General features: G+C 61.9%; 15 protein-coding genes and 1 pseudogene. 7 read left to right on the forward strand and 9 right to left on the reverse strand.

Going from position 1 to position 16,848, the window contains the following annotated elements; translation table 11 throughout:
• Positions 1 to 172 precede the first annotated feature (172 nt).
• Both CIK76_RS00680 and CIK76_RS00685 read right to left on the reverse strand, forming a co-directional pair.
• On the reverse strand, positions 173 to 724 hold the full coding sequence (locus tag CIK76_RS00680; protein WP_141393421.1) for an LURP-one-related family protein: 552 nt from the start codon (positions 722 to 724) through the stop codon (positions 173 to 175).
• Positions 725 to 868: 144 nt separating this feature from the next.
• Complete coding sequence (locus tag CIK76_RS00685) at positions 869 to 2,149, reverse strand: M18 family aminopeptidase (RefSeq protein WP_096282859.1); 1,281 nt, start codon at positions 2,147 to 2,149, stop codon at positions 869 to 871.
• A gap of 312 nt (positions 2,150 to 2,461) precedes the next feature.
• Here CIK76_RS00685 and CIK76_RS00690 point away from each other — a divergent pair, with 312 nt between their 5' ends.
• Positions 2,462 to 2,881: a lipopolysaccharide assembly protein LapA domain-containing protein gene (locus CIK76_RS00690; RefSeq protein ID WP_096282861.1), complete on the forward strand. Its 420-nt coding sequence runs from the start codon at positions 2,462 to 2,464 to the stop codon at positions 2,879 to 2,881.
• Between the two features lie 86 nt (positions 2,882 to 2,967).
• Here the strand turns inward: CIK76_RS00690 and CIK76_RS00695 are convergent, their stop codons facing one another.
• The 7 genes and pseudogenes from CIK76_RS00695 to CIK76_RS00725 all read right to left on the reverse strand — a co-directional run bounded on the left by CIK76_RS00695 (position 2,968) and on the right by CIK76_RS00725 (position 10,812).
• Positions 2,968 to 3,669, reverse strand: coding sequence for a response regulator transcription factor (locus CIK76_RS00695; RefSeq protein ID WP_096282863.1), 702 nt, complete (start codon positions 3,667 to 3,669; stop codon positions 2,968 to 2,970).
• Positions 3,670 to 3,672: 3 nt separating this feature from the next.
• Complete coding sequence (locus CIK76_RS00700) at positions 3,673 to 4,962, reverse strand: sensor histidine kinase (RefSeq protein ID WP_176484041.1); 1,290 nt, start codon at positions 4,960 to 4,962, stop codon at positions 3,673 to 3,675.
• 38 nt (positions 4,963 to 5,000) lie between these two features.
• Complete coding sequence (locus tag CIK76_RS00705) at positions 5,001 to 5,831, reverse strand: ABC transporter (RefSeq protein ID WP_096282868.1); 831 nt, start codon at positions 5,829 to 5,831, stop codon at positions 5,001 to 5,003.
• Positions 5,831 to 6,764 (reverse strand): annotated as a pseudogene (locus tag CIK76_RS00710) (ATP-binding cassette domain-containing protein). Before CIK76_RS00710 ends, CIK76_RS00705 begins: the two are co-directional and overlap by 1 nt.
• 128 nt (positions 6,765 to 6,892) lie before the next feature.
• Positions 6,893 to 7,927, reverse strand: coding sequence for a YdcF family protein (locus CIK76_RS00715; protein WP_096282870.1), 1,035 nt, complete (start codon positions 7,925 to 7,927; stop codon positions 6,893 to 6,895).
• 15 nt (positions 7,928 to 7,942) lie between these two features.
• On the reverse strand, positions 7,943 to 9,361 hold the full coding sequence (locus CIK76_RS00720; RefSeq protein WP_096282872.1) for an NAD(P)/FAD-dependent oxidoreductase: 1,419 nt from the start codon (positions 9,359 to 9,361) through the stop codon (positions 7,943 to 7,945).
• On the reverse strand, positions 9,358 to 10,812 hold the full coding sequence (locus CIK76_RS00725) for a glycosyltransferase 87 family protein (RefSeq protein WP_096282873.1): 1,455 nt from the start codon (positions 10,810 to 10,812) through the stop codon (positions 9,358 to 9,360). The genes CIK76_RS00720 and CIK76_RS00725 overlap by 4 nt, the downstream gene beginning before the upstream one ends.
• A 105-nt stretch (positions 10,813 to 10,917) precedes the next feature.
• On the opposite strand from CIK76_RS00725, the gene CIK76_RS00730 reads away from it, so the two are divergent.
• The 6 genes from CIK76_RS00730 (at position 10,918) to CIK76_RS00755 (ending at position 16,842) form a co-directional block, all read left to right on the forward strand.
• A complete protein-coding gene (locus CIK76_RS00730; RefSeq protein WP_096282875.1) occupies positions 10,918 to 11,196 on the forward strand; it encodes a DNA gyrase subunit A in 279 nt (92 codons plus the stop codon).
• A gap of 117 nt (positions 11,197 to 11,313) precedes the next feature.
• Positions 11,314 to 12,486: an acylneuraminate cytidylyltransferase gene (locus CIK76_RS00735; RefSeq protein WP_096282876.1), complete on the forward strand. Its 1,173-nt coding sequence runs from the start codon at positions 11,314 to 11,316 to the stop codon at positions 12,484 to 12,486.
• A 32-nt stretch (positions 12,487 to 12,518) separates the two neighbouring features.
• Complete coding sequence (locus CIK76_RS00740; protein WP_096282878.1) at positions 12,519 to 13,412, forward strand: N-acetylneuraminate synthase family protein; 894 nt, start codon at positions 12,519 to 12,521, stop codon at positions 13,410 to 13,412.
• A gap of 81 nt (positions 13,413 to 13,493) precedes the next feature.
• The gene (locus tag CIK76_RS00745) at positions 13,494 to 14,480 is read left to right on the forward strand and encodes a glycosyltransferase family 2 protein (RefSeq protein WP_096282880.1); all 987 of its coding nucleotides are present in this window, start codon (positions 13,494 to 13,496) and stop codon (positions 14,478 to 14,480) included.
• Positions 14,477 to 15,820: a polysialyltransferase family glycosyltransferase gene (locus tag CIK76_RS00750; protein ID WP_096282882.1), complete on the forward strand. Its 1,344-nt coding sequence runs from the start codon at positions 14,477 to 14,479 to the stop codon at positions 15,818 to 15,820. Before CIK76_RS00745 ends, CIK76_RS00750 begins: the two co-directional genes overlap by 4 nt.
• Positions 15,817 to 16,842: a hypothetical protein gene (locus CIK76_RS00755; RefSeq protein WP_096282883.1), complete on the forward strand. Its 1,026-nt coding sequence runs from the start codon at positions 15,817 to 15,819 to the stop codon at positions 16,840 to 16,842. Before CIK76_RS00750 ends, CIK76_RS00755 begins: the two co-directional genes overlap by 4 nt.
• The last annotated feature ends 6 nt before the right edge of the window (positions 16,843 to 16,848 follow it).

The raw sequence follows: 16,848 nt of genomic DNA on the forward strand, positions 1-16,848 counted from the left end.
ATCCGATGACCCGCAGGCCATCGGCAGGTACCAATCCCCTGTGCGGCAGCCGCAAGAAGCCAAAAAATCCGTATCGCCATCCACCTGCCGATCCGGGGCGCTGTTGGCTCGCTACCAAGCTGCTACGCCTCGCCGATGAACGTGCCAGGGAGTATAAGACGCGGAACTCTCATCAGCTGCTACGTTTTTGCTTCTCCCGAATAAGATCGAGGGCCAAGATCGAACCGATGACGGCCTGACGCTGCCCAATCGTGAGGCTTGGGGCAAGCCGCAAGGCATAGGTGGACTTTCCGAGCAGGGCATTGCCCATACCCGACCATTCGCGCGAAACGCTGGCGAGCGCACCCACAGCCCCGGTGACCTGGAAATCGAATCCCCAGATATCGCCTGACATTTCCAGCTCTTCGCCCTGGAAATCGATGGTGATTCGAGTTTTGAAGAAGGTGATTCGCTTGACCAGACTAGCCAGCGGATTGCCCTGCCCATCAAGGATTTCCAAGCGGTCGCGGCCCAAGGTCATGGTGTCTTGCACCTGTAGGACCGGATTGCCTGGACCATCAAAGACCGTAAGCTGCCGGGCCCCGGCAAACATTCGGCCCAGCGCGCTGCCACCCGTTTCAACGTGGGCAACCTGCACGCCAGCGCCGTCCCTGATGGCGAAGTCATTCTTCGAGATGTTTTTGGTCTGCTGGAACACCAACAGGTCTTGAGCGAAGATCGTCATGCAGGCGATTATGCCATCAAGTGCCGCGGTACCCCGAGGTTCGAAGCTGCCCACGGACTCAGCGGCAACGACTAACTCAAACTCCAAATGAACTCAGAATCAGAGCAAGATTTTGAGTTCATTTGGAGCTGAGATCATTATTGCCTAGGCTCCGAAGAACTCGCGGGAAACCTTCGAGAGGTACCAAGGATCGTCAACGCCGCACATCTCGCGTGCCGAATGCATGGAAAGCAGCGCGACGCCTACGTCCAGGGTGCGGATGCCCAAACGGGTGGCGGTCAGCGGGCCGATGGTCGAACCGCACGGTACCCGGTTGTTCGAGACGAACTCTTGGTATGGAACTCCTGCGTTCTCGCACCAATTCGCGAAGGCAGCCGCCCCGACCGCGTCGGTGGCGTAGCGCTGATTGGCATTGATCTTCAGCAACGGACCGCCGTTGAGCTGCGGTCGGTTGGCCGGGTCGTGACGCTCCGCATAGTTCGGGTGCACCGCGTGGCCGGCATCCGCGGAGAGGCAGACCGAGGCCGACATCGCCCGGGCGGTATCCTCGGTGCTCGCGCCGAAGGATGCCTGGATCCGGCCCAGCAGTTCTTCCAAGAATGGTCCACTGGCACCGGAACGCGATGCCGAACCAATTTCCTCGTGGTCGAAGGCGGCGAGCATGGCGATGTGGTTGCCCGAGGGATTCCGGGAGTAACCGGTCAATGCGATCAGCCCGGCATGCACGCTGGTGAGGTTGTCCAGTCGCGAACTGGCGAAGAAGTCCTTGCCGTGGCCGAAGACCTCGCCGCGCTGAGCCGGAGCGGTGAGCACGTCATAGCCCGCAACCAAGGCCGGGTCCACGCCCGCTGAGGCCGCCAGAATGCCTAGGATGTCCGCGTCTGCCAGATCCCCGGCGCCGAATATCGGGTTGGTGTGGGACTGCTTGTCCAAGGTCAGGCCTTCGTTGACCTGCCGGTCCAGGTGAATCGCGAGCTGCGGGATGCGCAGCAGCGGTTCGGTCTGAGCCAGGTGCACGGACCCGTCGCGCAGCACCAGACGTCCGGCGAGCACCAGTTCGCGGTCCAGCCAGGAGTTCAGCAGCGGACCGCCGTAAACCTCGACGCCTGCCTGCCACCATCCGTTGGAGCTGGTGGTCGGTTTGGGCTTGAGCTTAAAACCGGGTGAATCGGTGTGGGCACCGAGGATGTGGAAACCGCTGGTCGCGGTGGCTGCATCGGGCTGAACCCAGGCGATGACGGCGCCGTCGCGCACCACGTAGTAGGAGCCCGCGCTGAGGTTCCACGCGGCTGATTCGTCCAAGGCGGTGAAGCCCGCGGCCTCCAATCGTTTGGCAGCGCTGGCTGCCGCGTGGAAGCTCGACGGGGAGGTCGCTACGTATTCGGCCAGGTCTGCAATGTGGGCCATTGCTGCGGCTTGTGCCATAACTGGGTGCTCACTTCTTTCATCAGGTTGCGGTGTCGGCCTGAATTGCCGAGCTTTGTCCAGCTTAGTGGGCTTCTGCCGTGACCGGCTATGCCAACGAAGACACCATGGAGTTTTCGGCAACTTGCCTGCTGACTTTTGGAGTCCGCGCCGGATTGGGGACCCGCGGACTGACTCGATGCATGGCTCACCTTCGGCATTCGTGAACATCGAAGGGCTCTGACCAGCGAATCAAAAGGTATTGCACTTGACGAAGTGCCTGTATTCGGGCAATGCTGGCAGAAAGTAGCCAACTAGGAAACGAGCGAAATCATGACATCGACTCCTCACAGCCCAGATGAGATCCCGGTTGGTCACGAACCAACACCAGATCCAGCTGAGGTTGCCGTAGCAAAACCGGTTGCCGACCCGGTCGGCAAACCGAGAAAATCCAAGACCAAGACCCCGCCGCCCGAACCGGAGTCCAAGTTGCCCGCCACCAGGCTCGGACGGATCTGGACGGCATCCGTGCTGGGGCTCATTGTGCTGGTGCTGCTCATCATTTTCATTGCCCAGAATCAGGACCAGGTGACGCTGCGCTACTTCAGCTACGAAGGCCAGGTGAATCTGGGACTGGCGCTGTTCATTGCCGCCGTCGGTGGCGGCTTGCTCATCGCGGCAGCCGGGGCTGCCCGCGTGATCCAGCTGCGTGCCACCGCCAGGAGAGAGCGCAAGGCGCAGAAGCGCCGCTAGGCTCAAAAGCGCTGCGGGCGGCACCNNGGTGCCGCCCGCAGCGCTTTGCTTTGCTTTGCTTTGCTTTGCTTTGCTTTGCAAAAACCTTAGAAGTCCAGCCCCTGCGAAGGGATCACCAATCCGGTCTCGTAGGCGTAGACCACGGCCTGCACCCTATCTCGCAGATGCAGCTTGGTCAGGATGCGTCGCACATGTGTTTTGACCGTCGCCTCGGAGAGGAAGAACCGATGCGCAATCTCCGCATTGGACAGCCCCTCGGACAGGGCGCGCAGCACTTCCTGCTCCCGAGGTGTCAGATCATCGAGTAGCGGATCGCGTTCCGGAGCCTCCGCATTCTTCGCAGGCTGGCCTTTAGCGCCGTTGCGCACATAGGTCTCGAGCAGTCGCGCGGTCACGCGCGGTGCAACAACGGCATCCCCCGAAGCAACCAGCCGCACCGCGGAGACCAGCTCCTCGGGTGCCACATCCTTGAGCAAGAAGGCACTGGCACCGGCCTGCAAACCGGAAAAAGCGTACTCATCCAGGTCGAAGGTGGTCAAGATGATGATCTTCGTTTCCGGATGCTGCTTGGCGATCCGTTCGGTCGCCTCGAGGCCATCCATCTTCGGCATGCGCACATCCATCAGCACCACGTCCGGGGTCAACGCCGCGGTCTGTGTCAACGCTTCCAGGCCATCTGCTGCCTCCCCCACGATATGCATATCGGTTTCGCCTTCGAGTATCAGCCGGAAGCCCATGCGCAGCAGCGGCTGATCATCGACCAGCAGCACTTTAATATTTTCTTCCATGAGCTACTCCTTGGACCTTGGATTCTGCGTGCTGTATTCGGGCAATTGCAAGGTGGCTTTGACAATCCAACCGCCATTGGCCGCCGGCCCTGCGTTCACCGTTCCGTCAAAAAGCGCCACGCGTTCACGCATTCCGCGCAGTCCCTGACCGGTGCCGACGCTTGGCACACGGGTTGCATCACCGTCATCGATGATTTCGATCCGCACCTGGCTCGCACAGCGTTCCATTCGCACCTGCACGTTGCTGACATTGTGGGCGTAGCGCAGGGAGTTGGTCAACGACTCTTGGATAATGCGGAAGATCGTCAGCTGGAAGGCGGCGTCTTCGGGAAGTTGCTTGCCGGTGTATGTGTAGGTCAGTGGCAATCCTGCAACACGGAAGCCCTCAAGCAATTGGTCGAGGCTGCCGCCGGTTGGTTTAAGCTCTGGCTCACCGGTCTCATTCTGGCGTAGTACCCCGAGCATGCGGCGCATGTCGGCGAGCGCCGCCCGGCCGGTGCCCGAGAGCTCCTTGAGCACCTGCTCGGAACGTTCCTGGTCACGCCGCCCGACCACGCGCGCCCCTTCGGACAACGCAATCATCACCGAAAGCGAGTGGGCGACCACGTCATGCATTTCGCGGGCGATACGGTTCCGTTCCTGCACCTGGGCCAGGCGCGAGACCTGTGAGGCCCAGTGGTTGAGCTCGGCCTCGTGGATGCGCGCATTGCGGATGTTCGTACCGATAGCCGCGGCCGCGGCGTAAATGCCAATCAGGAATCCGCCGGTGACACCGATGAGAATACCGGAAGCCGCAGCGTCATCGAGGTTTTCTTCATCTGGTTGCGCGCTCAGATCCGAAAGGTCCGGGTAACCCATCAGCACCATCATCAACAGTTGGAAGCAGCCGGCGAGCAGCGCGATGGGGATCGCACGCCGGCCAGAATAACTGGTTCCCACCGTATACAGGGCGATGGTCATGCCGACCCCGCCCATTCCGCCGCCTTGGCCGGCAATCAATATGCCAACGAATTCAAGGACAAAAACGATGCTCAGCACGGTGAGCGGCGCTTTACGACGCCAGAGCAGCACCAGCCCGATACTCACCGTCAGCAGCAAATACAGCGCCGGAGGTACCTGTGGCAGATAGGCCATCATGACGGTGTTGGGGAGCGCCAAGAAGAAGTAGATTACTACGGTTCCCACAACGACCACACGCGGATGGGTGCGCAGGTACCTGCGTACCCGGCCCATCCGCTTGGCCGCCAGCTCGTCGAAGGAGACTATCGGCTCCTGCAGCGATGTTTGGCTCATATCATCCAGTCTAGTTTGCTCAGCTGCTGCAACTCTTCTTAGACGTCTCGGCTCTTCAACAGCCAAGCGGCCAGAATGAGCGGAATCAGCGTCCATCCGGCTACCCCGAGCAGCTGCTGCCACTGCTCAAGCTCGCTGGGGTAGGACAGCGGCATAGCCAATGACATGCTCAGATTATCCGGGAGGAAACGGACGATGTCCTGGACCCAGTCGGCAAGCAAGGTGAGCAGCCCGGTGACCGCGGGAAGCACAAAGAACAACGCCACTAGCGAGGTAATCCCACCTGCAGAGTTGCGCAGCAGTGCGCCCAGGGCCAAACCGATCAGCGCGGCCATCACCACAGCCAAGACTCCGAACCAGAGCACGTTCTGGAAATCACCGCCGAAGTAGTCCAGCTCCATGTTGTAGTTCTTGGCCAATGGCATGCATACCAGGTAGGCAAGTGTGCTTCCGATGACCTGGACTACGGCGCATAGCAGGGTAATCAGCGTAGCCTTGGCGGCGAATACGCGCAGACGCTGCGGACTGGCCAAGAAGGTGCTCACCGCCGAACCGGTGGTGAATTCTCCGCTGATGAGCAGCACGCCCAAAACGCCGAGGATCAGCTGGGAGAACGCCAGGCCGGAACCCACGAGTTCTGCGGTAAAGGCCGCACTTGACATGTCGGGGGCGCCTGGCATCGGCGGGGCCTCGCCGGCAAAGGAGCCAACTCCCCACACGCCAAGGGCGGCAATGCCCATATTGAGCACGATCGCCACAAGCAGCAGAATACGGGTGGAATTCAGGGAGAAGAAGCGAATGGATTCCGAACGCAGCACACCACCGAAGGTGACCTTGCCGCGTGTTGGGGTTGCGAGCTGAGTACTCATTAGTTCGTTCCTCCGGCAACTGCTTCGTTGAGAATTCGTGATTTGTATTCGACCTCGTCGCGGGTCAATTCCATGTACGCGTCTTCCAGGGTCCGTTGCAGTGGACGCAACTCGCTCAGCACGACTCCGGCTTCCAGGGCACGGCGGCCGATCGATTCGGAATCCGGGCCGGCGACGCGCAAGGTATCCGCATCCAGACGGGTCAATTGCACCCCATCGGCCGCCAAGCTGCTCATCAGCAGCTCCAGATCGCTGGAGCGGACAATGGTTTGCGATAGCCCGTCATCGATGAACTCGTTGATCGGAGCATCCGCGAGGATCCGGCCGCGGCCGATCACGATCAGATGATCGGCGGTCTGCGCCATCTCACTCATCAGGTGCGAGGAGATGAATACGGTCTTCCCCTCGGCCGCCTGCTGGCGGGCCAGATTGCGCACCCAGGCGACACCTTCGGGGTCCAGTCCGTTAACCGGTTCGTCCAAGATCAGCACCTGCGGGTCCCCGAGCAAGGCCGAGGCGATCCCCAGACGCTGTCCCATGCCCAGCGAGAAGCCACCGACCTTCTTGCGGTTGAGCTGGCTCAGGCCGGTGAGTTCCAGAACTTCGTCAACTCGGGAGGCCGGAATTCCGCCGGTGGCCGCCATGGCTCGCAGGTGGGATCGCGCGGAGAGCGACTTATGTACCGATTTAGCCTCAAGTAGCGCGCCCACCTCGGTCAGCGGGTGCTTGGAGGAGGCGAATTTTTTTGCCATTGACGGTGACCTGCCCGCCAGTTGGCTTGGCTAGGCCCACGATCATGCGCATGGTCGTTGACTTGCCCGCGCCGTTAGGGCCAAGGAATCCGGTCACCATTCCCGGCTGCACCGTAAACGACACGTTGTCGACTACGGTTTTCGCACCATATTTTTTGGTTAACTCATGTGCCTGAATCATACTTCCAGTTTAGAAACCGAACAGCTGGAAAGCACCGCCCCGAATGCTGATTTTGGCTCTCACTCCAAAGACTGAGCCGGCAGCTCAGCGGCAATCCGCATACACCTATAGGTGCACGTATGTGCTGTTTAGCGTACCTGGTCGTAGTTCAACAGAAGCACCAGGGCACCGATGACCACCGCGGCGAAAGGCAGCGCTAGCAACCCCACGACCAGCTTGTGATCCCGCACGATGGCCACGCATTCACGCAAGAAGGCGCTCGGCCGATAATAGGCCGCGGTCTTGCCGCCGAAGGCGCGTGCATCCAACCCGAGCTGGCGAGAAGCAAAGCCCGCCCGCAGCGCATGGTAGTCGCTGGTCACCACCCACAGCCGGCCTTCGACTTTCTGCTGACGCACCAACGCATCGGAGAAGGTCAGATTCTGGAGTGTATCCTTCGCCTGGTCTTCAACCATGATTTGCGCTTCGGGTATCCCCTGCTCCTGCAGGTAGCGCGCCATGCTCACGCCTTCGGGCTCCACCTCGTCGCCACCTTGCCCGCCGCTCGGAACCAACAAGGGCTTAGGCTCGGAAGCGGTTTCGTAAAGCGAGATTCCCCTATCCAATCGCCCGCGCAGCAAGGGAGTGACTTTGCCTTGAATGGTGCGTGCCCCCAGCACTACCACCGCGGCGCCCTGCCCCTTGGAGGGGAACTTCGCCTGCACCCAGGCATAGAGCAGCAGCATTGAGAAGAGGCAAGCGGCCAGGGAGGAGGACATGAACAGGACAAAGGCGAACGCATAGGCCCACCAGGTATTAATAGACAAGATCGCAAACGCCAAGACAGGCAGGCCAAGAACCGCCAGCCCCGCGACCAGCGAGAGCAGGTTCGACATCCTTGGACCTTCACGCCGCCACATCACGACACCGTTGTGGATCAGCGCGCCGGCAAACACGAGATAGATCAGTGGCGCCAGCAGGAAGACCAGCACAAGCACTAAGCCGAGGCCGGGCACCAGACTGGTCAGCAGGTTGATGCTCAGCGAGATACTCCCCAGCACCAGCGGAAAGAGCAGTATCGCGTTGCTCAACCGGCGCGGATCCTTGCGGTACCGAACAATGAAGACCGCCCACAAGATCAGCAAGATGAATGCCGGGAAAACCCCGAAGTACGTCGAATCCATCAAAGTCCTTAAGTCTCAGATTCCCAGAGAGTATTCGCGACGGAGCATTGCCTTGGCGCCGAGGTAGCCGGCCATGCCATGTACCGACGGTCCCGGAGGCGTCGCCGAAGAAATCAGGTACAGCCCCTTGGACTGCAGGTACCACGGCTCCGGGGAGAGCCGGGGACGCATGATGCTGCCGAGCAGATCCATGGTTCCGCCCGATAGGTCACCACCCACCAGCGCGGCATTCTGCCGTTCTAACCCGGTGGCCGGAACGACATAGCTTTCCTTGACCAGGTCGCCGAATCCCGGGGCCGCGGCCTCGATTTGAGCGGTGATTTGGCGTCTCATATCCGCGGCAGAGCCCAATGGCACATGGCAGTAGGCCCAGATGACCTGTTCTCCATCCGGGGCCCGCGAATCGTCGAAGACCGAGGGTTGGGCAACGATCAGGTATGGATGCTCGGCGGTACGCCGGTTGGCGGTGCGTTCGGCCCGGCCGATCTGGCGGGCGGTCCCGCCTAGGTGGACGGTACCGGTTTGGCCAAGAACCGGGTCCTTCCATGGAACCGCTTCACGAAGCACAAAATGTATCAGGCAGCTCCCCGGCGAGCGCCGGGTCTGGTTCAACGCCTTGGCCAGTTTCTCGGGAATTCTTCCGCGGCCCAACCTCGCCGCGTCTTCGGCGGAGGTATCGAGCAGGACCGATTCGGCATTCAGCTCGTCGACATGCGACACCTTGTGCCCGGTATGGATTTTGCCCCCATGGGCGGTGACTTCCGCGGCGAGCGCGTCCGAGATGGCCTGCGACCCTCCGCGCGGGATGGCCCATCCCTGGCTGTGGGCCGCGGCCGCGAGAAATAGCCCGGCCCCGGCGTTGGCCGGACCGCGCGATCCGCCAGCCACATGTGCGGCGCAACCGGCATAGAGTGCGGCCGCCTGCGGGAACTTCCCTGAGAGCACATCTTTGAGCGCCATGCCGCCGAGCGTTGCGGCGCCAAAGATGCCCAGGGTCACCGGATGCGCCGGTACCTTCAGCAACGGGTTCAGCAAGGTGTCCCCCAGCTGCGTCATTCGGTCCACCAACGGGCCAAGCAGCCGGGTATAGGCGACCCCGTCTCGTGCGCCCAGGTCCTCACCGGTGCGCTTCAAATCCCGCCAAGCGTAGGCCGTGCGTTCGCCAAGGACATGAGCAAAAGATAGCTCCGGGACAATGAAGTCGACCCGTTTATGCACGTTGAGCTCATGCATCGCCTCGGAGAGCATCGCCATCGGATGCACCGCGCTACCCAGGTCGAACTTCGCGCTCGAGCCCTCCAAGGTCTGGGTTCGCGCGGCCCCGCCGATCGTCTCGTTCGCCTCGTAGACCTCTACTCGCAGTCCCGCTCGGGCGGCCACCGCGGCGGCGGCCAGGCCATTGGGTCCCGAACCAACCACTGCAATCGAGCTCATAGCTGTTGCTCCTGAGAAGTATTAGCGGGCTTGCGCAGTCCGCGCAAGGTGAAAACGTCTTTGGCTCCGGCGAAGGCACCAGCCAGCGGGTCGTCCTGGCCTACCGCACGGATTGGATCGCGGCGCGGGTCAAGGATCGAGCGCACCACCTGGAACATCAAGTAGGCAAGCATGCCCATATGCGCGAGCACCAGCACCACGTAGCCGATTTCCGGGAAGGTTTTATGTGGGTCTTGCTCTCCGGAGAATGCATCGAGATAGTTCCATAGCCCGTAGAAGTGGGCGACCTCCACCATCATCCAGACCAGGAACAACCGCCAGCGTGGCAGTGCCAGCGCGAACAACGGAATCAGCCAGACGATGAACTGCGGAGAGTAGACCTTATTGACCAGCACGAAGGATGCGATGATCAGGAATGCCAGCGACCCCAGGCGCGGAGTACGCTTGGCCAGCAGACCGAGCACCGCAACACCGGCGCAGCAGATGAAGAACAGAATCAGGCCGTAACGGGAGATCTGTTCTGCCTCGAAGGTGCCCATGGAGTCGGTTTTTGCTGCCACCGCGTTCCACGCATGCCAGAAACTTGAAAGCCCGGCACCGCGTTCCGAGGAAAAGGTGAAGAAGTGCCTAAAGGAGTCCGGATAGGCCAGTGCGTAGGGCAGATTTACCAGGACCCAGGTGGCCGCGGCGGCGCCGCCGGTCACCCAGAAGACCTTGAGTTTTCCGGTGCGAAGCGCGATCACCAGTATCGCTCCGAGGATGAAGAACGGGTAGATCTTCATCGCCGCGCCCAAGCCAATCAGCACCCCGGCAAGTAGTATGCGTCCGCGGGCGAAGGACAGCATGCCCATGGCAAGCAGTGCCACGGCCCACATATCCCAATTGATGCTCGCGGTCAGGATGATGCCCGGGGCGATCGCCACCATCGCCGCGTCCCAGGGACGGCGCCCGCCCATGCGCAGCGTGCACACCACGGTCACCACCCAGAGGATCGCCACGATGGCCAGGTTCATATCGAAGTAGAGCAGCGAGCGGTTCTCCAGACCCTGCGGGACCAGCGCGGCAACCGCCGAGGCCACCGCGCTCATCAGCACCGGGTATTCGAATTCGGCCCCGCTGCTGAACGGAACCCACGGGTTGTCGGCGAATCCGCGGGCCCCGAAGAGCGGCACCCAGTCGGTGTAGCAGGCATATACGTAGGGGTTGGAACCGCCCCAACCATTAAGCCTGCAGGGGTTCTTTGCCAAGAGCATGAACAGTGCGCCGAGGGTAGTCAGCAGGATCATGACTCGTTCAACGCTGAAGAATCCGGGACTGACTCGCCCCGGATCGCTGTGACGGCCCAACGGGCCACCGACCAGCGCGGTGAACTGACGCAGGAATCCGTCAGCCCTCGAGGGGACGGTGATCCGCAGCGGACCACGCTGGCTCGGCTTATTCGGGGCACTCATAGGTTCCAGCCTAGTTCGCCGGGGCCCCGCACTGCACCATTTAGTCCGTTGATTCGGTTATTCGCATCGCTTCCATCGCCTTCGCGCAGGTGGCAGGATGCCACTATGCATAGTCAATCCAAGGAAAGCCTGGGCCGGTCGCTGCAGCTCCTCCAGGCGCTGGCCCAAGCCATCGACCGGCGTGCGGAAGTTTTCGCGGCAATCGAAAAAACCGATTCCCACGCCGCTGCCGTGGCGAGCCTGGGCGACCTGTTGCAGGTAGACGAGTCTGGCGCCCGGGCCGTCCTTGATATGCAGGTCCGCCGCTTCACCGGTGAAGAACGCCAAAAACTGGACGAACACTTGACAGTGCTGCGCGCCCAACTAGCGGCCGGAGAACCGTAAAACGACTGGATAAGCTCAATGACATGGGCATACAGGGTTTTCCCAGCAAGCTAAACCTGCTCTTCACCCTGCGTTAACCTGATGTAGGGCAGGTGGCCAACTGGGCTTCCTAGGCTCATGGATGTGAGTAAAACCGACAAGCCCAGCGTCCTAGCGATCATCCCAGCCCGGGGTGGCTCCAAGGGCGTCAAGCTCAAAAATCTACGCACCATCGGGGGCATCTCCCTGGTGGGCAGGGCCATCCTTGCGGCGCGTTCTGCGACGACAGTCAGCGAAGTCGTGGTCAGCACCGATCATGAACAAATCAAGGCCGAAGCCCTCGCCTACGGGGCCACCGTGATCAGCCGACCGGCAGATATCGCCGGAGACACGGCTAGCAGCGAAGCGGTGCTTCTCGATGTTTTGTCCAAGGTCTCCGATACTCCGGATATCACCTTGTTCATTCAGTGCACCAGCCCGCTGATCGATCCTGCGGACCTGGACGCTGCAGTGGGAGCGGTCCGCGACGGCGAAGCCGAAGTCAGCTTCGCCGCGGTACCCGACCACGGATTCCATTGGACCGCCGATCCCCAGGGGCTCGCGCTGGCCAGCGGACATGACGCGGCGAACCGGCCGCGCCGACAAGACCGCGAGGCCCGCTGGCTGGAGACCGGAGCGTTCTACGCCATGCAAACCGCCGGATTCCAGGCAGCCAAGCACCGGTTCTTCGGCCGGGTTCGCATCTGCGAGGTCGCCGCGGAACACGGGATGGACATCGATACCGAAGCGGACCTGGCGCTGGCGCAACTGCGCGTCCCGCAGCACAGCGAACCGATCCTGGTTGATGCGGTCGTCACCGATTTTGATGGGGTGCATACCCCGGACACCGCCTACGTGGACGAACACGGGACCGAAACCGTGCGCGTCTCGCGCTCCGATGGCATGGGCGTGGCCCGGCTACGAGCGGCCGGCGTGAAGTTCCTGATCCTGTCCAAGGAACGCAATCCGGTAGTCGCCGCCCGAGCGGCAAAACTGAATGTCGAGGTAGCCCACGGCATCGACAACAAGGCCGAATACCTGGCCCGCTGGCTGGTCGACGAGTCGATCAACCCGGCCCGCGTTGCCTATGTAGGCAATGACATCAATGATCTGGCACCTATGGAGCTGGTCGGCTGGCCGATCACGGTCGCCGACGCCAGCGACGAGGTGCATCGAGCCGCACGGCACCGCCTGACCCGCCCCGGCGGGAATGGTGCGGTCCGTGAGCTCGCCGAGCTGGTCCTCGCGGCCCGCTCCAATCCTCAAGTTTGAATTCCCAAGTTTTCCCAATGAAAGGCAAGTCAATGACCTCTGTGAACACCGAAATCAAGCCAGTAGCCATCGGCGAATCCCTGCTCGGCACCGGCCAGCAGGTTTACGTCATCGGCGAGATCGGCATCAACCACAATGGCGACATCGAGATCGCCAAGCAGTTGATCGACGTCTCGGCCGAGGCCGGCGCCAACGCGGTCAAGTTCCAGAAGCGCACCCCGGAGATCTCCACCCCGATGGACATGCGCGACAAGATCCGCTCCACCCCATGGGGCGACATGACCTACCTGGACTACCGCTACCGCGTCGAGTTCGACCAGGCACAGTACAAGGAGCTCATCTCCTACGCTGCTTCCAAGGGCCTGCACGCCTTCGCTTCCCCATGGGACGTTCCTTCGGTTGAGTTCATGGAAGAGCAGGGTGCAGTCACCCACAAGGTCGCCTCGGCCTCGGTCACCGACATCGAGCTGCTCAAGGCCCTCGCGCAGACCGGCAAGCCAATCATCCTGTCCACCGGCATGTCCACCATCGAGCAGATCGATACCGCGGTGGAGACCCTGGGCACCGACAAGCTGGTTATGATGCACGCAACTTCCACCTACCCATTGCCTCCAGAAGAGGCAAACCTGCGCATGGTCGAGACCCTGCGCGAGCGCTACCAGGTGCCGGTAGGCTACTCGGGCCACGAGCGCGGCCTGCAGATCTCGCTGGCAGCCGTCGCCTTGGGCGCGGTCACCGTCGAGCGCCACATCACCCTGGACCGCACCATGTGGGGTTCGGATCAGGCTTCTTCGCTGGAGCCAAAGGGCTTCGAATCGCTGATCCGCGACATCCGCATCCTCGAGCAGGCCATGGGCGACGGCGTGAAGAAGGTCTTCCCGGGCGAGCTGGCACCGCTTTCGCGCCTGCGCCGCGTCGACGCCTAGCCACGGCACACAACCGGCGGTTGGACTCGCCATTGGGTCCAACCGCCGTTTATTTTTGCCCCGCCTAGCCCAGAAGGAACCATGAGTTTGATCCCCGGTCGTATATCAGTGGTGATTCCCGCCTATAACCAGGAGGAATACATCTGCGATGCCCTCACCTCGCTGACCCGCCAAAAGCTGGGCAAGTGGGAACTAGAGGTGCTGGTGGTCGATGATGCTTCCACCGATCAGACCGCGAATCTGGTGCTCGGCTACCAGCAGAAGCTCGAGGGCCTCGAGCTGGTCAGCCTCACCGAAAACGCCGGAGTCTCCGCGGCCCGCAACGCCGGGCTCGAGCGGGCCACCGGCGAATTCTTCACCTTCCTGGACCCGGACGACTGGTACGCTCCGGAACACCTCGCCACCCTGGCCGCGGCCTTGGAAGACCTGCACGTGGACTTCGTCCGCACCGACCACGTGCGGGTGACCGGAACTAACCGGGTGCTGCACCGCGCCCCGCAGGCGCTGCGCGGCCTGCCCCTGAACCCGGCAGATGATATCGAGCCGATCGACTCCCCCTCGATGGTGGACTATGCCTTCGTTTGGGCGGGAATGTATCGCACCGAACTGATGCGCAGCAAGGACACCTACCTGTTCGACGCGGACTTGCACAGCGCCGAGGACCGGCTGTGGCTTTGGAAGCTGCATCTGCGCACCAGCCGCTACGCGGTGATCTCCTACCCCGGAGTGTTCTACCGCCGCGGGTTGCCCGGTTCGCTCACCCAGGTCTTCGACCAGCGCCAGCTCGGCTTCATTCCGGCCTATGCGCGGATCCTGGAGGAGGTGCGTGCCCATGAGCACGCCGACCGCCACCTGCCCAAGGCGATGCGCCAGTTCTTCGCGATCGTGTGCCATCACGAGAAACGCGCCAAGCACTACCCGCCACAGGTGCGGCTAGAAATGAAACAGCAGCTACGAAAGATATTCACCACCATCGACGTTAATATTGCACAACAGGTAGCGCTCGAAATGGATATTGCGCGCCGCCGCCACATCCTTTCCTTCCTTCAGGTCGGGGCCGCTAAATGATCGCTTTAGTCGAGGCCAGCAGCTATTTTCAGTTAGCTTCCCTGGCCGCCATGGCCGACGCCGGACTGCTGCCGCAGGCAGATGAATATGTTCTGGTGCTCGCCAATGGCTCGCAGCTGCCCGAACTGACCACGCCCCTTCACGAAGCCCCGGGATTCGCCGAGCTTGCCGCCCGATTCGATCGGGTGGTGGATTTCGCCGCGCTGATCTCCCCGCGCCGGCCTGCCCAGTTCAACCCGCGCGAAGACGAATTGCTCATCTTCGAACGCTTGCTGCGCAGTGCCTGGGATCTGGGAGACGAACGGCTGACGCTAGTTCTCGAATCGATCCAGGTAAACCCGGCTCGGGCGCTGGCGCGGATCTTCTTCGACGCGTCGATCTGGGTGCATTCGGACGGTCTGATGTCCTACGGTCCGACGCGCAATAAGCTGCAGGTCCCAATGGCCCAGCGCCTGGCCGGGACCATACACGTCGATCTGGTGCCGGGCCTCGAGCCGCAGCTGCTCGCCGAGCAGCAACCATCACGCTTGGTCTTGCAGGGAACCGCGCTGGCGCCGGTCTTTGCGCAACTTGCACGGGAGGCGCAGCTGCAGCTGCCCGAGGGCGCCGCCCTGATCCTCGGCCAGTATCTGGGTTCCCTCGGCCTGATGGATGCCGAGGAAGAACTAGAGCTGCACGAGCAGATGCTCCGAGCCGCCAAGGACCGAGGGCTGCACACCATCTTGTTCAAGGCCCACCCGTCGGCCAGCGCCACCTCGGCGGCCCGATTGCGCGCCCGCGCCCAAGACCTCGAGCTGGATTTCCATCTGCTCGATACCGATCATCTGGCCGAAACCGTGATCCTCGCGGCGAAGCCGGAAGTTGTCATCTCCTGCTTCTCCACGGCGCTGGTCACCGCCCACTATGTGCTCGGTACGCCGGTTCAGGCCGTGGGTACCGCCAAGATGCTGCAGCTTCTCGCCCCCTATGAGAACTCGAACCGTATTCCGCTATCGATCATCCACGGGCTCTTTGTCCAGGACCTGCCGGCTCCCGCTCGCGCCGGAAGCATCGACATGCTCAGCGACTTGCTCGGTGCCATTTCTTATTGCATGCAGTCCACGCAGCTCCCGCATTTGCGCCCGGTCGCCGAGGCTTTCCTCGCCGAACACTACGGCGTGTTTTCCGCCCACTTCAAGCGTCGACGCATCACCAAGCTTGCGCTGCCACCGCAGTGGGCCCACTTGCAAGCACGTCGTTCGGTGCCGGCCAAGGTCCGTGGCGTATCCCGCCACATGCTGCGCCACGGCTCACGGACCTTGGACACCATGTCCAAATCCCTGAGTCGACTGGCAAAATGAACGATACGATGATCAAAATTTCCCAACCCGACACCCAGGAAGTGCCACGGCCACGCTTTGGCACCGCCCATGTGTGGGTGGAATCTCCCCTGCAGCTGCTCTCGGCCGTGGAAACTCACGCCGCCGGATTGCTCGGCGATGAGGTGCGCATCATTCCGCGGCGCGGGATGCCGCTGGAGGCAACCACCGGCGCACTGCTGAGAAATTCGCCGGCTGGTTTGCACTTCATGCCCGCGGCCAAAAGGCCACCGCAGCCTAGCTCGGCGCGAGACAGGTACGTCACCGGCGATGCCTATTCGGGCCGGATACAGCGCACCATGCTGACCGGGGTCAAGGCCAAGGAAATTGTCATCATCGATGATGGGCTGGCCACGTTGGCGCTGATCCGGCAGCTGGTCAGCGAGGAACCTACCGCTGTGGTGCGCGCCCGCGCGAAGAACACCGCTGCCCGCGTGGGCCTGGGCTTGGCGATGTGGCACCGGCTGCGCGGCTTGGCTCGAGAGGGACGTCTGCTGATCGTCTCTGCCTTGCAGGCTGAACCGGAAATCAGGAAGCGCATGGATGCGCTGGGCATCAAGTTCGCCCAGCACAGGTTCGAGTGGCTAGCTACTCAACCCGTCGCCGAACGATTCACCGAACCGACCTTGCTCATCGGCTCGGCCATGGCGGCGGACGGAATTATTCATGCCGCGCCGTATCTGCAATGGATTCGTTCCATTGCCGCAGAAGGGCCAGTAGCCTTCTTCCCGCACCGCCGAGAGACTCCGCAGATATTGGAAGAACTACAGCAGATTCCCAACGTGGTGCTGAAGGAGCATACGATTCCGATCGAGATGCGATTGCGCGATTTGCGTCCCGGACAAGAAATCAGGGCGCTTCCTTCTACCGTCATTCCCTCCTTGCGCCTCCTGCTCGGTAATGAAGCACGTAACCTGTACGCGCAACCGGTGCCGGGTCATTGGTGGACGCCGAGCACCTCGCAAGATCTTCGTGACCATCTATCAAGCTCGTTGAGGGTGTGACGATCC

It is taken from the genome of Glutamicibacter sp. BW80, assembly GCF_002332385.1.
In the GTDB taxonomy this organism is placed as follows: domain Bacteria; phylum Actinomycetota; class Actinomycetes; order Actinomycetales; family Micrococcaceae; genus Glutamicibacter.